The sequence below is a fragment of the Actinorhabdospora filicis genome (genome assembly GCF_030269765.1).
Lineage (GTDB): Bacteria > Actinomycetota > Actinomycetes > Mycobacteriales > Micromonosporaceae > Actinorhabdospora > Actinorhabdospora filicis.
Genome location: NZ_BSTX01000001.1, coordinates 2,656,794 through 2,674,512 on the forward strand (window position 1 = coordinate 2,656,794; position 17,719 = coordinate 2,674,512).

At 72.7% G+C, this 17,719-nt stretch carries 17 protein-coding genes; 8 read left to right on the forward strand and 9 right to left on the reverse strand.

Annotated elements, in window-relative coordinates; all coding sequences use genetic code 11:
- Positions 1–35 precede the first annotated feature (35 nt).
- Positions 36–617: a hypothetical protein gene (locus QSK10_RS12540; RefSeq protein WP_285662834.1), complete on the forward strand. Its 582-nt coding sequence runs from the start codon at positions 36–38 to the stop codon at positions 615–617.
- On the forward strand, positions 617–1,222 hold the full coding sequence (locus QSK10_RS12545) for a hypothetical protein (protein ID WP_285662835.1): 606 nt from the start codon (positions 617–619) through the stop codon (positions 1,220–1,222). Before QSK10_RS12540 ends, QSK10_RS12545 begins: the two co-directional genes overlap by 1 nt.
- Before the next feature lie 9 nt (positions 1,223–1,231).
- Here the strand turns inward: QSK10_RS12545 and QSK10_RS12550 are convergent, their stop codons facing one another.
- Positions 1,232–1,777, reverse strand: coding sequence for a thioredoxin family protein (locus QSK10_RS12550; RefSeq protein ID WP_285662836.1), 546 nt, complete (start codon positions 1,775–1,777; stop codon positions 1,232–1,234).
- A gap of 247 nt (positions 1,778–2,024) precedes the next feature.
- On the opposite strand from QSK10_RS12550, the gene sepF reads away from it, so the two are divergent.
- Both sepF and QSK10_RS12555 read left to right on the forward strand, forming a co-directional pair.
- A complete protein-coding gene (sepF, locus tag QSK10_RS34265; protein ID WP_432705309.1) occupies positions 2,025–2,537 on the forward strand; it encodes a cell division protein SepF in 513 nt (170 codons plus the stop codon).
- A 90-nt stretch (positions 2,538–2,627) separates the two neighbouring features.
- Positions 2,628–3,461 carry an SLATT domain-containing protein gene (locus QSK10_RS12555; RefSeq protein ID WP_285662837.1) on the forward strand — a complete coding sequence of 278 codons (834 nt, stop codon included), beginning with the start codon at positions 2,628–2,630 and terminating at the stop codon, positions 3,459–3,461.
- Between the two features lie 109 nt (positions 3,462–3,570).
- On the opposite strand, the gene QSK10_RS12560 is transcribed toward QSK10_RS12555, so the two are convergent.
- From QSK10_RS12560 to QSK10_RS12585, 6 genes are all read right to left on the reverse strand, one after another.
- Positions 3,571–3,756 carry a hypothetical protein gene (locus QSK10_RS12560; protein WP_285662838.1) on the reverse strand — a complete coding sequence of 62 codons (186 nt, stop codon included), beginning with the start codon at positions 3,754–3,756 and terminating at the stop codon, positions 3,571–3,573.
- 155 nt (positions 3,757–3,911) lie between these two features.
- Positions 3,912–4,559: an ABC transporter ATP-binding protein gene (locus tag QSK10_RS12565; protein ID WP_285662839.1), complete on the reverse strand. Its 648-nt coding sequence runs from the start codon at positions 4,557–4,559 to the stop codon at positions 3,912–3,914.
- Positions 4,560–4,570: 11 nt separating this feature from the next.
- Positions 4,571–7,270: an ABC transporter permease gene (locus tag QSK10_RS12570; protein WP_285662840.1), complete on the reverse strand. Its 2,700-nt coding sequence runs from the start codon at positions 7,268–7,270 to the stop codon at positions 4,571–4,573.
- 139 nt (positions 7,271–7,409) lie between these two features.
- The gene (locus tag QSK10_RS12575) at positions 7,410–9,281 is read right to left on the reverse strand and encodes a hypothetical protein (RefSeq protein WP_285662841.1); all 1,872 of its coding nucleotides are present in this window, start codon (positions 9,279–9,281) and stop codon (positions 7,410–7,412) included.
- A complete protein-coding gene (locus QSK10_RS12580) occupies positions 9,266–10,021 on the reverse strand; it encodes an ABC transporter ATP-binding protein (RefSeq protein WP_285662842.1) in 756 nt (251 codons plus the stop codon). Before QSK10_RS12580 ends, QSK10_RS12575 begins: the two co-directional genes overlap by 16 nt.
- 78 nt (positions 10,022–10,099) lie before the next feature.
- The gene (locus tag QSK10_RS12585; RefSeq protein WP_285662843.1) at positions 10,100–11,338 is read right to left on the reverse strand and encodes an FAD-dependent monooxygenase; all 1,239 of its coding nucleotides are present in this window, start codon (positions 11,336–11,338) and stop codon (positions 10,100–10,102) included.
- A 105-nt stretch (positions 11,339–11,443) separates the two neighbouring features.
- Here QSK10_RS12585 and QSK10_RS12590 point away from each other — a divergent pair, with 105 nt between their 5' ends.
- The 4 genes from QSK10_RS12590 to QSK10_RS12605 are packed head-to-tail and all read left to right on the forward strand — an operon-like array spanning position 11,444 to position 15,928.
- Positions 11,444–11,986, forward strand: coding sequence for a TetR/AcrR family transcriptional regulator (locus QSK10_RS12590; protein ID WP_285662844.1), 543 nt, complete (start codon positions 11,444–11,446; stop codon positions 11,984–11,986).
- 46 nt (positions 11,987–12,032) lie between these two features.
- A complete protein-coding gene (locus QSK10_RS12595) occupies positions 12,033–14,354 on the forward strand; it encodes a tetratricopeptide repeat protein (protein ID WP_285662845.1) in 2,322 nt (773 codons plus the stop codon).
- A gap of 49 nt (positions 14,355–14,403) precedes the next feature.
- On the forward strand, positions 14,404–14,907 hold the full coding sequence (locus tag QSK10_RS12600; protein WP_285662846.1) for a hypothetical protein: 504 nt from the start codon (positions 14,404–14,406) through the stop codon (positions 14,905–14,907).
- Positions 14,900–15,928, forward strand: a complete 1,029-nt coding sequence (locus QSK10_RS12605) for a M23 family metallopeptidase (RefSeq protein ID WP_285662847.1) — start codon at positions 14,900–14,902, stop codon at positions 15,926–15,928. Before QSK10_RS12600 ends, QSK10_RS12605 begins: the two co-directional genes overlap by 8 nt.
- Here QSK10_RS12605 and QSK10_RS12610 read toward each other — a convergent pair.
- Positions 15,925–16,569 (reverse strand): response regulator, encoded by a 645-nt coding sequence (locus tag QSK10_RS12610; RefSeq protein WP_285662848.1) that lies wholly within the window; start codon positions 16,567–16,569, stop codon positions 15,925–15,927. The genes QSK10_RS12605 and QSK10_RS12610 overlap by 4 nt on opposite strands.
- The gene (locus QSK10_RS12615) at positions 16,566–17,717 is read right to left on the reverse strand and encodes a sensor histidine kinase (protein WP_285662849.1); all 1,152 of its coding nucleotides are present in this window, start codon (positions 17,715–17,717) and stop codon (positions 16,566–16,568) included. The genes QSK10_RS12610 and QSK10_RS12615 overlap by 4 nt, the downstream gene beginning before the upstream one ends.
- Positions 17,718–17,719: the final 2 nt, after the last annotated feature.

Here is a 17,719-nt window from a genome sequence, read left to right on the forward strand (position 1 = left end):
CTCCCCGGCGAAGACCCGCCGAACCAGGAGGCACCATGCGCAAGTCCGCGATCGCCGCGGCCGTGCTCACCGTCCCGTTGCTGCTCACCGGATGCGGCAGCGCCGACGGTCCAGAGGGGACGGTGACGGAGTCTCCGGCCGTGCCCTACGCCGAGCGGATCTGGTACCGGACCGTGCTCGCCCTGCTGAACAACGCCGCCCACCCCGAGACCGGCGAGTGGCGGAAGCAGGTCCCCGGCAACCCCGAGGTCTGGTACTCCTTCACCTACACGCCAATGGGTCCCGGCGATCCCGGCTATGAGCGCCGTGACAAGGACGGCGCGGTCGGCTACGAGGTCGGCTTCCCGTCGAATGCCCCCGACGACGAGGCGAAGTTCCTCAAGTGCCTCACCCGCGACGGGACCGTCGTCCCCGGTTCCCTGCGGGTGACCCGCGTCCGCGAGGACCCCGATGATCCCGACGAGGGCGATGACGGGTTCGAGTTCGACTTCACCGTCCAGCTCACCGACGGCACCGTCCTCGACGGCTTCGCCCTCGGCGACGCCGACTACGACAAGGACGGCGACGGCACTACCTACAACCACGTCAGCCGGCTCACCTACGGGAAGTACAAGTGATGCGCCGCCGTGCGACCGCCCTCCTGGCCCTCTCCTTCGCCCTCGCCCTCACCGGCTGCGGCTCGTCCACTCCGTCCACTGAGGACGTCGCCCTGACGGGCGCGTCCGCCATCGGCCAGGCCCTGCCCACCGTGACGTCACTGCCCGCGGGCTGGGAGCGCGACTCGCAGTCGGGCAAACCCCGCACCGCCGAAGGCGAGGAAGCCGCCGGGACCTGCCGGAAGAACCTCGACACGTCCTGCACCGGGCTCTCCGCCCTCGGCGCGGCCCACTTCCAGCGCGCCGACGACCCCCAGTCCACAGTGGTCTACACCCTCATGGCCTTCGACACCCCCGGCAACGCCGACGTCGTCATCAAGGCCATCGCCGCCGACCGGCACGCCGACTCCGGCGACCCGGAGCGGAAGCTCACCGTCGACGCCGGATCCGACACCACCGAGGCCTTCGAGACCGGCGGCGAGACCAACGTGATCATGCGCGCGGGCGCGGTGGTGATCTGGCTGCAGGGCTACCTCCCGCCGGGCACCGACCTGGCCGCACTGGCGAAGGTGGCCGTCGAGCGCGTCACGAAGGTCGCCGACGGGAAGAACCCGGACGGGGCGTGAGGGCCCCCGCTACTCCCGCCACTTGATACCGCAACCCATGCTCGGATAGTGCGGCTCCGGGACCGCCTCGCCCGCCCGGACCGCGTCCAGCGCCCGCCGCAGGTGCACCCCGTCGAGCGGCTTGCCGTTCTTCGGCGAGGAATCGTCCAGCGCGCCCCGGTAGGCCAGCTTCAGTTCGGCGTCGTAGAGGAAGAAGTCGGGCGTGCACGCCGCGTTGTACGCGCGCGCCACGTCCTGCGACTCGTCGATCAGGTACGGCGGCGCCCATCCGGCCCGCCCGGCCTGCTCCCGCAGCCGCTCCGGCGCGTCATCGGGATACGCGACGGCGTCATTGGAGCAGATCACCACCGCCGGAACGTCGGCGTACTCGGCGAACACCCGCCCCAGCTCCGCCTCGACGTGCTTGACGTAAGGGCAGTGGTTGCAGGCGAACACGACGAGCAGGCCGGGGCCGCCGCGGTAGTCGTCGAGGGAGCGCGTCTTGCCGTCCAGGTCCGGCAGGGAGAACGCCGGGGCGGGCGTGCCGAGGGGGACCATCAGGGAGTTCAGGGCCATTGGTGCTCCGATCGTCGGCTTCGGCTGAGTAGACGCTATCCCTGCGACCGGTCATGGCGCGAGTCTCCGCAGAGAGTGTGGTCACCTCCAGGTGACCACGGTCGTGATCGGCCAATGGAGTGGATGTGACCGGCCTCACATGACATCAAGGTATCTGCCATCGGGCCGGCGACTCTCACAGTAAAACACCCCGAATCGGACGCCCCGCACCAATCCCCGACCGCAGGAACACGGCACCGATTCACGGATGGCCCAATGCAGGTCGATCACATCAGTGGAGGCAGTGATCTGGCTGGAACAGGTGGAAGTCTGGATCGCCGTACTCGGAGCAGTGCTCGTGCCGCTGGCTCTCATATGGTTCATCCACAGCAGAACATCGTGGCCACGCACACGTCACAGGCCACCGCGAAGTGCCTTCTCGATCGCCCCCAGGTACCGGACGAACGAACTGGACGCCGCCCTTGATGAGGCGACCTCGATCAACAGGTACACCTCAAGCCTGCGATCGGATCCCTTGGTGCGCCTGGGCGCCGTGGTCACCATCGCCCCACGAGACCACAGATCACCGATCGCCGAGATCTCGCATCACATTCGCAATGGCCGCGTGGTGTCGCTGGACCTATCACACATGGACGAACGGGACGTGATTCGTCTCGTCGACTTCTGCAGTGGGCTCATCTCGGGAGTCTCGGGATGGATCTTCAGAGTCTCGGACTCCGTTCTCCTGCTAACCCCGGGCCCCACTGCCGACTCACCATGACCGGCTCCCGACGGTGACTTGCCATCGTCGGCAATCAATACGAAAGCGAAGGGATGGCCTTTGTCCGCGCCCCCGAGCAACGAGCAACAAGTGCTACTCGCCCTGAATCATCAGATTCGCATACTCGAACACGACCTCACGGTCGCTCGTCGCCGATCGAGGCAGGCGAACTGGGCCTTCGGCCTCTGGGCGCCACTGCTGGTCCTCCTGTACGCGTGGTGGTGGCTGCCAGGCAGCCCACGAAACATCAAGCTGATCGTTGCCGCGCCGATCGTGATCCTGGCCGTCTGGCTCGTGGTCGCCAGCTACATGCTCAAGCGCAATCCGGGTGGACCGGCGAAGCAGAAAGAAGATGGCACCTACTTCAAGGTCAAAGACTGGAAGGTCAGAACACGCGAGCGAGACCTGGAACTCGCGCTGGCGGAGAAGCGCGACGCCCGCCGCAATCTAATCGCCAATCAGAACCTCGATACCAAGATCCGGCGCATCACCTACAAGGAGGATGCGTACGCCGACATCGACGGTCTTCGGGCTGAGAGCAACCGGTACCGCCGGACGCACAATGCCCTCCAAGGCGTCCTCATCATCGGATCGCTGGCGGCCACCGGCGCGTCAGGCGTCGCCACCGAGATGGGCGCCATGCGCTGGGTGATCCTGGGCGTCACGTTCGTAGTGGGTATCTCCAGCGGTTTCATGGGGTACTTCAAGTACAAAGAACGCAGCTTCTATCTCCAGCAGACCGCCGACGCGATCGAGCAAGAGTGGGAGGCCGTCGAGGTCGGGGTCGGCCGGTACAAGCACATCAAGACCGAGGACGAGCGGCTGGAGGAGTTCGTCGCCGAGGTTCATCGCCTCAAGTCCGAGCAGAAGAAGCGCCAGCAGAACCTGGAACAGCCCGCCGAAGCGCGCAATCCGAACGAGTAGCCGATCGGCTTCGCGCATCTGACCTGATCTGGGTTCAGGGCGATGATCCGTCCGTGTCCGGTGATTCGCCCGAACCTGGTCACCTCTCCCCACCCCACTCTGCGTCCCCTCACACCTCCACCAGCACACCGTCCACTTCGTACCAGTACGCCAGCTCCCCCAGCGGTATCCCCAAGGTCGCTGGCATCGCGTCGTGGCCGGGCGCGTCGCCGAAGATGTGGTCGGTCCGGCGCGTCGGTTGACACCGCGAGCTCCTCGCCGAGGCGGCGCGTCCGGCGAGGCGGACGAGGTCCACGCCCTGCGCGCGGATCGACAGCTCGTTCAGGAAGCCGCCGAGGCGGCCGTTGACCTCGATGACGCGGCGGGGACGTCCTCGATCGCCACGACCGCGGCGACCATGACGAGGATCCCCACCGAACCAATGGTGCGGGATACCCTCGCGAAGACGCTCTAGCCGAGGCGCCCGTCGCGGACCCGCACCACCCGGTCGCAGCGCCCCGCGAAACCCTCGTCATGGGTGGCGATGACCAGCGTCGTCCCGCGTTCCTCGCGCAGGCCCAGCAGCAGCTCGGCTATCTCCTCGCCGGTGGCGCTGTCCAGGTTGCCGGTCGGCTCGTCGGCCAGCAGCAGCCCGGGTTCGCCGACCAGCGCGCGGGCGACCGCCACCCGCTGCTGCTGGCCGCCGGAGAGCTTGGACGGCAGGGCGTCCGCGCGGTCCTTGAGGCCCACGGCGTCCAGCAGACAGCGCGCGCGCTCGCGATCGGGCCGTTTCACGTCGTACGGGACCAGCGGCGCCAGGACGTTCTCCAGCGCGGTCAGCGCCGGGAGCAGGTGGAAGCGCTGGAACACGAACCCGACCGAGCGCCGGTAGCCCGCCAGATCCTTGCGCCGCAAGGACGTCACGGTCACGTCGCCGACCTCGATCACGCCCTCGTCGGGGGTGTCGAGCGCGCCGATCAGATGCAGCAATGTGGACTTGCCGCTGCCGGACGGGCCAGTGAGCGCCACGACCTCGCCGCGCGCGACCGTCAGGTCCACGCCGTCGCAGGCCGCGATCGCGCCCGGATACGTCTTGCGCAGGCCCGTCACCGTGATCATCGCCCCGCCCGTCACTCGTCCACCGCCAGAACCGCCGCCAGGTCGCGTGTGCGGGCCGTTCGCGCGGCCAGCGCGCACGCGAGCGTCGTCGCGGCCACTGATCCCAGTACCACCAGGGCCGTCGTGCCGGGTGCCGCTCCGCCGGTCAGGGACGCCACGATCGCCAGCCCGGCGCCCGCGCCGGTCAGCGCGCCGGCCGTTCCCAGGACCGCGCCCTCGCCGACGAGCAGGCGTCCGATGTGGACCTCGCGCCAGCCCGAGGCGCGCAGCACGGCCAGCTCGCCCGCGCGTTCCTTCGCGCTCAGGTAGACCAGGTCGGCGACCGCGAAGACGCCCAGCAGCACGGTGATGACCGCCGCGGCCAGGTCCACCCGGCGGACCTGGAGCGAGACCACCTCGCCGAGCACCGATCCCTGCGCCACGCCCTGGAAGCCCGCGCTGACCGCCGTCAGGACCGTCACCGCCGCGACGCCGATCGCCAGGCCGAGCGCGCCGAGCACGCTGCGGCCCGGGACGCGCAGGACCCCGGCCAGCGACATCCGCGTCAGCCCGGCACCGAACCCGCGCCGGGCCGCCACCACCGGCGGGCGCAGTGCCTCCACCGGGTCCAGCCGCCGCACCTGGCGGGTGGCGAGGAAACCCGCGAGCAGGCACAGCACCGTCGCGGCCGGTACGGCCAGGACGGCGCGCGCCCACGTCACGTCCGCGCCGAGCAGCGCGCCGACGGGCACCGCGACCACGGCCGCGGCGATCCCGGCGGTCACGCCGATCAGGCCGACCTCGTAGAGCACCAGCCGCGTCAGCCGCCCGTCCGGCCAGCCGAGGGCGGCCAGCACCGCCAGCTCGTGCCGCCGCGTCCGCACCGACGCGGTCACCGCGTTGACCAGGAACAGCGCGCACACCGCCAGCACCAGGCAGAACAGGATGAGACTCTTGCGGTCCACGGCGTCCACAAGCGACACCGCGACGCCCTTCCTCGTCCAGTACTCGCTCAGCCGCAGCTCCGGACGCCCGTTGCGCCCGGCGGGCAGCGTCACCGTCTGCGCCGACGGGGACGAGCCGATCACGATGTCGACGTCGACATCGCCCGTGCGCTGGATCAGTTCGGCGGCCAGCCGGACGCGCTCCTGGGAGAGCTCGTCGAAACCGGTGACGCCGGAGACGCGCACGCGGATCGCCGAGACGGGCGCGTCCCACTGGCGTTCCCTGCCGGGGGTGAGGAGCTTGAGCGCATCGAAGGTGGTGAGCAGCTGCGGCGGGAGCGGAAGGTACCCGGCCGGATCGCCCGAGGGAAAGAGGGACGAGCCGTCGGGAAGCAGCGCCGACGCGGCCGCGAAAGTGCGCGCCGAGGCGGGAGAGCCGTCGGCGACGGCCTTCGCGGGATCGAACTCGCCGATGACCTTCCCGATCGCCTCGGCCCGCGCCGGATCGGCCGGGACCTGCTCGACGGAACGGAAAGGGCCGTCGGTGAACAGCATCGAGGAGTCGTCGGCGTAGCCGAAGACCGGCCGGTACCAGTCCAGCCCGTCGGTGCCCCCGGGCCGGGGCGTGAGCACGCCGTCCGGCCCGGCGTCGGTGGCGACCGGCCCGGGCCGGTAGATGCGGCTCAGGTCGATGGGCTCATCGCCGAGTCGCGCCGACTTCCCGTCAGTGGCAACGGATGTCGCCGCCCGCCAGGGCGTTCCCTTGAGCATCGCGTAGAGCGCGTCGTCGTCCAGCGCGAGCGAACCCGCGTCCACCGGCGCCGACACGCTGCTCTCGACCCGCTGGTCGATGCCCGGGTCGGCGCTGTTCAGCAGCGGAATCGTCTCGTGCGCGGCGACGCCCTTCAGCCCGTCACCGCGGCCCAGGCTCGCCTCGCCGGGGACGAGGTAGCGCCCGCCGGTGACCGCCGCGTCCAGCCCGAGCAGCTTCGCCTCGGCCGCCGGGTCGATCGCGCCGATCAGGGCGGCGCGCGTCCAGCGCACCGGCAGCGCGAGTTCCGGCTCGGGCGCCTGCCCGTGGCGGGTGGTGAACCCCTCGGGCGACCAGCGCGCCACCAGCAACGAACTGCGCTCGCGCCCGTCGAAGGGCGGCGCGGAGTCCGAGGTGCTCCAGTTGAGCGGGCAGATCGGGGTGAAGGTGCCCGGCGCGGTCTCCTCGAACGCGGGAGCGGGCGCGCTGCGGCCGATCGAGCCGCACGCGGCCGGGTCGAGCCTCGCGCCACCGGCGTCCGGGTACTCGTAGGTGAAGGTGCCGCCGGCCGATACCGCTACCGGCCAGAGAACCCGGTTCCCGGTGACGTACACATAGGACGTCCCCGGATCCTCGACCGAGGTCCTGCCGCCATCGGCGCGCCAGGTGTGCCGGACGGCCAGGAGCTGCCGCTCCTTCGCCGCGTCGAGCGAGGCGGTCAGGTCCAGCCGGGTCTCCTCAGGGACCATGACGAACCCGGCCATCCCGATCGGCGCGGCCACGTCCACGCCCTCGATCGCCGCGATCCGGGCGACCTCGTCGAGGCCGAGACCGCCGTAGCGCTGGGAAAGGAAGTCCTGCCGGACCAGGCCCCGGTCGAGCTCGGTGCCGTCCCGCGACCCGGCCGGGCGGACGAGGATGTCGTACTCGGCGCGGAAGTTCCGGTCCACGGTCCCGGTCACGTCGAGCCGGGAGGTCTCGGCGCCGCCGGTGAGGACGGCGAAGGCGCTCGTGGTGACCAGGACGCCGAGCCACATGGTCAGCGGACGCGAAGGCTTTCGGCGTAACCGTGCGAACAGCAGACGGACCACGTCACCTCCGGGCACCGGCGCCCGGGCGCGGCATGGGCGGGCCGCGCGCCGGGCCGAACAGGTCGGCCCGACGCTACCAACCGCGCTACACCGCGTCCACCGCCTCGCGCTTCCGGTACCACCCCGGCAGGTAGATCCCCGTCCCCAGCACCGCCAGCCCGAACACGACCATCCCGCACGCCAGCGGCACCCCCCAGCCCCCGACGTACGTCGCCAGGAACCACGAGTGCCGCTCCTGCCCGAACAGCACGAACCCGAGCGCCACCAGCCCTTGCGGGAAGATCGGCAGCCAGCACACCGACCAGCACACGCCGACGATCACGCGCAGGCGCTTCGGCAGGTCGTCCAGGCCCTTGGCGGCCATGAGGCGCTCGACGCCGTCCTTGCCGGTGACCTTGCGGGTCGCGGGCGCGACGCCGGTGCGCATCGCCTCCAGCAGCTCGGGTCCGTGGGCGTCGAGGCGGCGGTGGGCGAGACGGCCACCGAGCCAGGCGAAGAAGGCGCCGGTGACCAGACCCGTCGGGAGGCCGAGCCAGGCGAGCCAGGGGCGGTCGGTCAGCACGCCGGCGGCCGCGACGGCTCCGGCGGGCAGGGCGGTGACGGGGACGCCGCCGAGCATGAGGTAGGCGAGCCCGGTCGACGAGCCGTCGTTGTCGCTGATGCCGAGGGGGTTGGAGCCGCGCTTGTGCGGGTCGGTCATCGGCACGAGCATGTGCGTCGACACCAGGGCGATCAGCCCGGCCGCGCCGCCGAGAACGGCGGGCAGCAGCGAGACCACGATGGGCCAGGCGTAGGAGTCTCCACTGAGGACGGTGAACGCGACGCTGAGCCCGATCGCCATCGGCGCCATGACCGTCACCCAGGCAAGCTGGCGGCCGCGGACGTCGGCGCGGGCGGCGCCGGGGGTGAGCAGGGTGAGCCAGAGCGCGGTGCCGTCGAGGCCGTAGATGTTGGCGGCGAGGCCGGATCCCATGAGCAGCATGGCCAGGCCGGTGTAGGGCGCCATGCCCCACCAGCCGACCAGTACCGGCAGGAGACAGAAGCCCACCGCGTAGATCACCGCGAACCACAGGTGGTTGGTGCGCAGGAGATCGCGGGACCAGCTGCGCAGCTCCTTGGCCGCGACCGCCCCGACCCTTCCGGTGTAAGCGATCCGGCCCAGCCGGGACGAGGACGCCCGGCGCTCGCTCGGGCGCGCGGGCTTCTCGGTGAGCCGCCGCTGGAGCAGCCGCGACCAGCCGAGCAGCATCAGGACCGGCAGGACGGCCAGCGCGGCCAGCACGCCCAGCGCCACGCCCCAGTCGCCGCGCGCGGCGGCGTCCACGGCCCGGATCGGCCAGCCCGAGGGCAGCCAGCCGACGACGTCGCGCAGGTACGCGGGACCCTCGTCGCCCCAGCGCTGGGTCAGCGCGGCGACCAGTGCCCAGCCCTGCGCGATCAGCGCCATCGAGCCCGCCCAGACGAGGGCGACGATGAAGGCGCCCACGCGGGTCCGCAGCAGCATCCCGGCGACGGCGTTGACGAAGCGCGCCAGCAGGACCACGAAGACCAGTTCCAGCAGCAGCGCCGGAACCGCGACCACCAGCGCGACCGGTCCCTTGTGGACTGCGTAGGGCAGCAGGGAGGCGAAGGCGACCAGCGTCACCGCGGGCCCGAAGCCGACGAAGGACGAGGCCAGCAGCCCGCTCGCCAGCCTGCGCGGCGACATCGGCAGCATCGCGAAGTTCTCCGGCTTGAGCACCTCGCCACCGCCGCTGACCAGCGGCGCGACGGCCCAGCCGATGGCCCACGTGCCCCACAGGCTCGCCAGGAGCGTGCCGTCGGTCCGTCCACTGACGATGGTGGCCACCGCCAGCCCGAGGCCGACCAGCGCGCCGGTGGACGTCCAGGCCGCCCGCGCTCCGCGCAGGGAGTGCCGCAGGACGGCGACGCGCATCGCGATCAGGACGCCAGCCACGCCAGGCCCTCCGCCCCGTCCACACCGCCGCCGACGAGGTCGACGAACACGTCCTCCAGCCCGCGACCGGCCTTGACCTCGGCGACGGTCCCCGACAGCGGCACCCGTCCCTTGTCGACCACGGCGACGTGGTCGCAGAGCTGTTCGACCAGCGCCATCACGTGGCTGGACATGACCACCGAGCCGCCGCCGTCGGTGAAGCGGCGCAGGATCCGCCGCACGGTGAGCGCCGAGACCGGGTCGACCGCCTCGAAGGGCTCGTCCAGGACGAGCAGCTTCGGCGCGTGCAGCAGCGCGACGGCCAGGCCGATCTTCTTGCGCATTCCGGTGGAGTACTCCGAGACCAGGGTCTTCTCGGCCCCGTCGAGTTCCAGGACGGCCAGCAGCTCCGCCGCGCGTTCTTCCACTGTGGACTTGTCCAGGCCCCGCAGGAGCCCGAGATAGGTGAGGACCTCGCGGCCGGTGAGCCGCTCGGGCAGGCCGAGCGAGTCGGGCAGGACGCCCAGGAGGGCCTTGGCGGTGGTCGGGTCGCTCCACACGTCGACGCCGAAGACGTTCGAGGTGCCCGCGTCGGGACGCAGGAGCCCGACGGCCATGGAGAGGGTGGTGGTCTTGCCGGCGCCGTTGAGCCCGACGAGCCCGTAGAAGGACCCGGCGGGGACGGTCAGGTCGAGCCCGTCCACGGCGGTCTTGTCGCCGAATCGCTTCGTCAGTCCGGTCAGTCGCAGGGCCGCTGTCATGGTGCCTCCCAGGTCACTCGACGGCAGGCTACGTGACACGGCGGTAGGACGCCGTCCCCTGGCGGCGACCCCCGGGGACTACTTCCGCAGGCGGAGATCACCCTCGGCGATCCGGTACTCGGGGAGGTCGATCGCGTTGGCCGCGCGGTGGATGGGCTCCACGACCTTGGCCAGCATCCGCTCCTTGCCGGGCATCTTGTTCAGCAGCTTCAGCATCGCCAGCGAGAAGCGGACCTGCCCCTTGGTCTTCATGACCATGCGCTTGACGTTGGCCGGGCCGAGCGCCTGGTTGGTCTCGGCGAAGGGCCGCATCCGCCGCTCGTAGGCGCCGAAGGCCGCCGCGTGGTCACCGGCGTGGGCGGCCAGTTCACCGGCGAGGATGTAAGCGCCGACCAGCGCGAGGCTGGTGCCCTGCCCGGAGGCCGCCGAGGCGCAGTGCGCGGCGTCGCCGAGCAGCACGACCCGGCCGCGCGACCAGCGGTCCATCTTCACCTGGCTGAGCGAGTCGAACAGGAAATCGGGCGAGGACGCGGTGTCGGCCAGCAGGGACGGGACCTCCCAGCCCTCGCCCGCGTAGGCCTCGGCGAGCAGCCGCTCGCGCCCGGCGCGGTCGAGCCCGCGGTAGTCCAGGGCCGGTGAGCGCCACAGGAACATCGCCCGGGCGCCCTCCTCGCGGGCGGTGGAGTAGACCAGCGCGGTGCGGCCCGCACCGATGTAGGTCATCTCCTCGCGGTCCAGGCCGAGGCGGTTGGGGACGGTGGCCACGGCGATGTAGTGGCCGAGGTCGGTGAGGTGGCGGTCGTCGGGCCCGAAGACGAGGTTGCGGGTCGCCGAGCGCAGCCCGTCGGCGCCGACGACGAGGTCGTAGCGGCCGGTGCGGCCGGAGGCGAAGGCGACCTCGACGTGCTCGCCGGTGTCGGTGAGGGCGGCGATGGAGTCGCCGAAGAGGTACTCGACGCCGTCGCGGGCGCTGTCGTGGAGCAGCCGGTGCAGGTCGCCGCGCAGGAGTTCGGCGTCCTCGTGGACGCGGCCGCCGAAGGTGTCGGCGTCCATGCTGGCGGCGCGCTTGCCGCGGCCGTCGACGATCGTGCCGGTGCGGACCTCGGTGCGCAGGGCGCGGGCGGCGTCCAGCAGGCCCATGCGGTCCAGGACGGTCAGGGCGGCGCCGCGGACGTCGACCTTGTAGCCGCCGGATCGCAGCCCCTCGGCGTATTCGACGACGGTGGGGGTGAAGCCGTGGCGGGCGAGCCAGTGGGCGAGGGCGAGCCCGGCGACGCCGGCGCCGGAGATCAGGACGGTGCGGGGGGTGGTGTTCATCGCGGGCTCCTAAGCCTTCGGGGTGGTGTGCCATGACTGTACACATGTCTTAGACAGTTGTGCAAGACCTTCGTGTCAGACGATTGTCTTGCTATGCTCACGGCCATGGGAAACCGTGAGAACCTCCTCGAAGGCGCCCGCGCCTGCCTGCTGGACAAGGGCTTCGTGCGCACCACCGCCCGCGACATCGCCACCGCCGCCGGGGTCAGCCTCGCCGCGATCGGCTACCACTTCGGCAGCAAGGAGGCCCTGCTGGAGGAGGCGCTCATCGGCGCCCTCAAGGACTGGGGCGACGAGCTGGAGGCCATCGCCGCCGCCGGCCACCCCGCCGCCCCCCGCGAGCGCTTCGCCTCGGTGTGGGACCGGGTGATCGCCTCGATCGCGGCGTCCCCGGCGATGTGGGCGGTGCAGTTCGAGCTGCTGGCCGAGGCCTCCCGCGATCCCGAGCGCGCGGCCTCGCTGGCCGGGGCCAACCAGGGCGCGCGTTCGGCGCTGGCGGCGCTGCTGGGCCTGCCGGACTCGGCGGGGGCGATGGCGCAGATGCTGCTGCTGGGCGCGGCGTCCCGGATCCTGCTGGACCCGGCCGATCTCACCCCGGGCGGTGAACTCCTGGACGAGGCGGCGGCGCTGCTGTCGGCACTGGTTTGACCATGCGACCGCTGTCTACAGTGGTGGCAACCCAGGGGGAGGCCCGATGGACGCCGTGCTCATGCCAGCCGCGCCCGTCCTTCCGCTGGCCGCGCGACGGCTGGAGCATCCCGTCCGGGGCAACGAATCCCTGCGCGCGCACCTGTGGGGCGCCGCCCAGGCCGGTGGCCGGATCGAGGTGATCGCCGCGCCCGGCGGGCGCGGCAAGACCACCCTGGCCCTCGAACTGGCCGCCCGTGCCCGTGACCGCACGGTGTGGCACATGCACGCCGGTGACGCCGACAGCCTCGACGGGCACATGCGCGCGCTGGCCACGCTGCTGTCCTCGGCCGAGCGCGCCCGGCAGACCTGGGAGATCGGCGGCGGCAAGGACCTGGTGTGGGACCTGCTGTCGCGCCATGAGAAGCCGTGGCTGCTGATCCTGGACAACGCCGACGATCCGGAGGTGCTGTCCGGCGTCGCGGGCGAGGCGCCCGCGCTGGGCACCGGCTGGTACCGGCGCCCGCCCGGGCACGGGGTCGTCGTGGTGACCTCCCGCATCGGCGACAAGCGCGTGTGGGGTTCCTCGGCGACCGTCCACGACGTGGCCGACCTGAGCGTCGAGGACGCCGTCACCGTGCTGACCGACCGGGCCGAGCGGGACGCCACGCCCGGCCTGCGCGTCCTCGCCGAGCGGCTGGCGCTGCTGCCGCTGGCCCTCGACCTGGCCGGTTCGCAGCTGCGCCGGGACCCCGACGCGTCGAGCTGGGACGGGCCCGCCGAGGGCGATCCCGTCGGCGAGCTGCTGGCCGTGCTGGGCGAGGGCGGCGACGAGGACGTCATCACCCGCATCTACACCCCGCTCATCGAGCGGTCCCTGCGCATCCTCGCCCGCCACCACGGGACCGCCGTGACGGACCTGCTGCACCTGGTCGCGGCCTTCGCCGACGCGCCGGTCCCGTACACCGCGCTGCTGCGGCCGCAGCTGCTGGTGGAGGCCGGGCTCTTCGCCGAGCTGACCGGCAAGCGGCTGGACGCGCTGCTGGGCGGCCTGCACCGGCACGGCCTCATCACCCGCGTCATCGGCGAGGGCCGGGGAGTGGGCGATCAGCTGGTGTCCATGCACCCCTTGGTGCGCGAGACGTGCCGGACGCACCCGCCCGACCACCGCGCGACGGCGGCGGCGTGCCTGCGGATGGCCACCGACCAGTACCGCAGCCCCCGCGTCCTGGACGCCAGCGCGTCGCACACGTGGGGCGCGTGGCGGCTGCTGCCGGCGCACCTGGCCGTGCTGGGGGCGTCCGCCGGGGAGGACGTGCGCGAGTCGCTGGCCTTCGCCGCGGGCAACATCCTGCAGTACTACTACGAGGCCGGGCAGTACGGCACGTCCTCGGAGGTCCTGGACCTGGCCGACACGTTCACCGCCGGGCTGCCCGCCGACCATCCGGCGACGCTGGCGGTGGAGAACCGGCGCATCCGCGTCGACCGCAAGTACGGCGACCAGAACACCCGGAAGCGGGCCCTGGACCTGCTGGCCCGCCAGGAACTCGTCTACGGCGGCGACCATCCCGAGGCGCTCATCTGCCGCAACGAGATCGCCTCGGCCGCCGAGGACTCCGGGTCCTATCTGGACGCGCTGCGGCTCTACCGCAGGCTCCTCGCCGACTGCGAGCGCGTGCACGGCCCCGACCACCCCGACACCCTGGCCATCCGCAACAACATCGCCACCTCGACGGCCAAGAGCGGCCAGTTCGCCGAGGCCCTGCGGCTGCACCGGACGATCCTCACCGACCGCGAGCGCGTCCTGGGTCCCGATCATCCCGACACGCTGAGCACGCGCAGCAACATCGCCGCCTCGATCTCCGATCTGAAGGACCACGCCGAGGCGCTGCGGCTGCACACCACGATCTACGCCGACCGGCTGCGGGTCCTGGGGCCCGATCATCCCGAGACCCTGAGCACCCGCAACAACATCGCCACCTGCACCTCGCTGAACGGTGATCCCGTCACCGGCCTGGCGCGGCACCGCGAGGTCTTCGCCGACCGCTCGCGCGCGCTGGGGCCCGATCATCCCGACACCATGGGGTCCCGCTACAACATCGCCACCCTCTTCGGGGAGCTCGGGCGGCACGATGAGGCGCTGGCGCTGTTCGAGGAGCTGATCGCCGACCAGACGCGCGTCCTGGGCCCGATGCACACCGACACCCTCGACAGCCGCGGCAATCACGTGGCGCTGACCTCGCTGCGCAACCCGGTCCGGGCTCGGGTGCTGATCATGGCGCTGCTGCGGGACGCCCGGCGCGGGCTCGGGCCGAAGCACCCGACGGTCCGCGAGATCGAGAAGTTCCGCAGCGCGATCTCATCGGTCCGGCGACGCCGGAAGCGGTGACCGGCCCGAAATCCCTGCGAATCGGGACGATGTCGGCCAGACTCGGCGCATGCCTTTGCCTCTGACCGCGTCCGGCGGCCTGTCCGTCGAGCTGTCGAGCGAACCCTATGGCGCGGCTCCCGGGACGCGCGTGGAGCACGTCGTGCGGATCCGCAACTCCGGTCTGGTGGACGCCACGGCGTCCCCGGTGGAGGTCACCGCGCCGCTGACCGACGCGGTGGCCTCGCCGGGCTGCGCGGCGATCCCGGGCGGTTTCCGCTGCGAGGTCGGTGTGGTCCCCGGCGGCGGGACGGTCGAGGTCACGATCTCGGGCGTGGTCGCCGCTCCCGCCGACGGGTTCGTGCGCAACACCGCGACCTCGGGCGGGTCCGACTCGTTCAACGGGTATCTGGTCGAAACCGCCTCTGCGCCGCCCACGGTGCGCACCGCCGCGACGGCGGCCGTTTCCCATGCGGTGACGCCGCCGTGGGAGCAGGGGCTGACATTGCTTCTCACGGGGGTACTGGTGGCGGTCTACTGGCGCGCGCGGCGACGGGAGCGGCTGGGTGCGTAGGGCACTGGTCGCGGTGGTGGTGGCCGCGCTGATCACGGGCACGGCGGTGGCGGCCGAGGCGGCCGCGCCCGGCGATGTGACGGCGTCGGTGGCGGCGAAGAAGAAGCCGAAGCCGTCCCCGTCGCCTTCGGGAGAGGAGTCGCCCTCCCCGTCGGCCTCGCCGTCCGCGAGCCCGTCGGCCTCCCCGTCACCTTCGGCGGCGCCGTCGGTGTCCCCTTCGCCGTCGCCTTCGCCGTCGTCGAGCCCGAAGGCGAGCGCCAGGCCCTCGCCGAAGCCCTCGCCCTCCGGTGAGCCCGGGGAGAAGCCGGCGCCCTGGACGGCGGCGAAGTCCGAGCCGATCCTGTCGCCCTTCGGCGGCCTGGCCGCCCGGCTCACCGACCGCCGCTCGCGCGCCGAGTACCTCGCCGAGGTCGCCGACCGCGCCGCCGGCGACCTGGCCACCGCAGCGTCCGCGCTGCCCACGACACCCGACGGGGACCTCGCCAAGGGCGGCGATCCGCGCTGGACGGCCCTGTCGCACGTGCTCACCGCCGCCCGCGACGAGCAGGGGGAGGTGGACGCCGAGATCTCCGGGCTGTCCTACGCCCTCGCCCACGGCGCGAACCGGCGGCTGCTGACCCTGCCGGTCTCGGCGCCGGTCAGCAGCGGCTTCGGCGCGCGCCTCGACCCGTATTACCACCGCCGCCAGCCGCACGAGGGCCTCGACCTGGCCGCCGGGCCGGGCACCGAGATCCACGCCGCCGCGCCCGGGCGAGTCGTGTTCGCCGCCCGCAGCGGCGGCTACGGGCTGCTCACGTGCCTCGACCACGGGCGCTTCCGGGACCAGTCACTGTGGACCTGCTACGCCCACCAGTCGAAGATCGGCGTCGCGGCCGGCGACGAGGTCACCTCCGGCCAGGCCATCGGCGAGGTCGGCACGACCGGCGCGTCCACCGGCCCGCACCTGCACTTCGAGGTCCGCGTCGGCGGCAACGCCGTCGACCCGGCGCCCTGGCTGGGCCTCCCGTCCGCCCCGGCCTAACCGGCGTCGTGCACGAGTAGCGCCAGCTGGACCCGGTTGTTCAGGCCCAGCTTGGCCAGCGCCCGCGAGACGTGCGCCTTGACCGTGGCCACGCTCATGTGCAGGCCGCGGGCGATCTCGGCGTTCGACTCGCCGCGCCCGACCGCATCGGCCACCTCGCGTTCCCGCTCGGTGAGCGACCGCAGCGTCCGGCGCGCCCGGGCCCGGCGCACGTCGCCGGTGTCGTGGTCGAGGCGGTCGATGAGCCGCCGGGTGACCTCCGGCGACAGCGCGGGCTCACCGGCGGCGACCCGGCGGACGGCCTCCACGATCCGCGCGGGCGGCGTGTCCTTCAGCAGGAAGCCCGCCGCCCCGGCCCGCAGGGCCCGCAGCACGTGCTCGTCGGCGTCGAAGGTGGTCAGCACCAGCACCTCCGGCGCCCGGGGACGCGCGCGCAGCCGCTCGGTGGCCGCCAGCCCGTCCAGGCGCGGCATCCGGATGTCCATGAGCACCACGTCGGGGGACAGCTCGGCCACCGCCCGCTCGACGTGCGTCCCGTCGCCCGCCTCGCCCACCACCTCCAGGCCCTCGGCGGCCGAGAGCATCAGCGTCAGGGCGCCGCGCACCAGGGGATCGTCGTCGACGATGAGAACCCGTGTCATGACGGCCACGGTAGCCACGCGCGGACGGCGAAGTCGCCCTCTTCGGGACCGTGTGACAGGCGCCCGCCCGCAAGGGCCGCGCGCTCGGCGAGGCCGATCAGGCCCGTCCCCGTCCCCGGGATCGCCGACGGCGACGCACCCGGCGCGGGCAGCGGCTGCCGCACCACCACGGTGATCCCCTCGCCCTCCGCGCCGTACACCAGCACGTTCACCGGCTCGCCCGGCGCGTGCTTGCGCGCGTTGGTCAGCGCCTCCCGGACGATGTGGTGCACCGCCCGCCCCGCCCGCTCCGGCAGCCCCACCGCGTCCCCGACCCGGTCGTCGAGGTCCACCGGCGTACCCGCCGCGCGCGTCTCGGCGGCCAGCGCGGGCAGCTCCGAGAGGCCCGCGTGGGCGACCGGGCCGTCCTCGCGCAGGACGACGATGACGTCCCGCAGGTCCTCCAGGGCCTGGTGGGCGCTCGCCCGGATCACCCCCGCCGCCTCGGCCGCCTCGGGTGAGGCGTACTCCAGCGCGCCCGCCTGGAGGCTCAGCAGCGACAGCCGGTGGGCGAGCGCGTCGTGCATCTCGCGGGCGATGCGGCCGCGTTCGGCGCGGCGGACGGCCTCGGCGCGCTCCCGCTGCTCGGCCTCGGCGCGGCGGGCGCGTTCGGCCAGTTCCAGCATGAGGCCGCGGCGGGCGCGGGCGAACATGCCCCACGCCAGCACCGACATCGCCGCCAGCGCGTTGACCAGCAGCCACACGCTCCACGGCAGGCCCGTCACCGGCCGCAGCAGGTACCGCAGCGCGGCCACCGGGACGGCCGAGGCGCACACGGCCGCCGCGGCGGGGAAGCGCCGGTAGACCGCGACGGTGTACATGGCCACGCCCGCCGCCCCGGCCGCCGCGGGGGCGACCGCGGAGACCGCGAGGATCCCCGCCGCCACGGGCACCGGCCACCGGCGGCGGAACCACAGGGCCGCGCAGGCGAGCGCGGCGCCGGCCACGTCCACCGCCGTCCAGCCGCCGGGGGCCGACATCAGGTCCCCGGCCACGGTGAACACCGCGACCATCGCCGCGGCGAGCACGCAGCCGACGTCGACGGCCCAGTCGCGGGAGGTGCGCCGCCCGTCGGCCAGCGGCGGGACGAGCCAGGGATGCGCGCTCATGC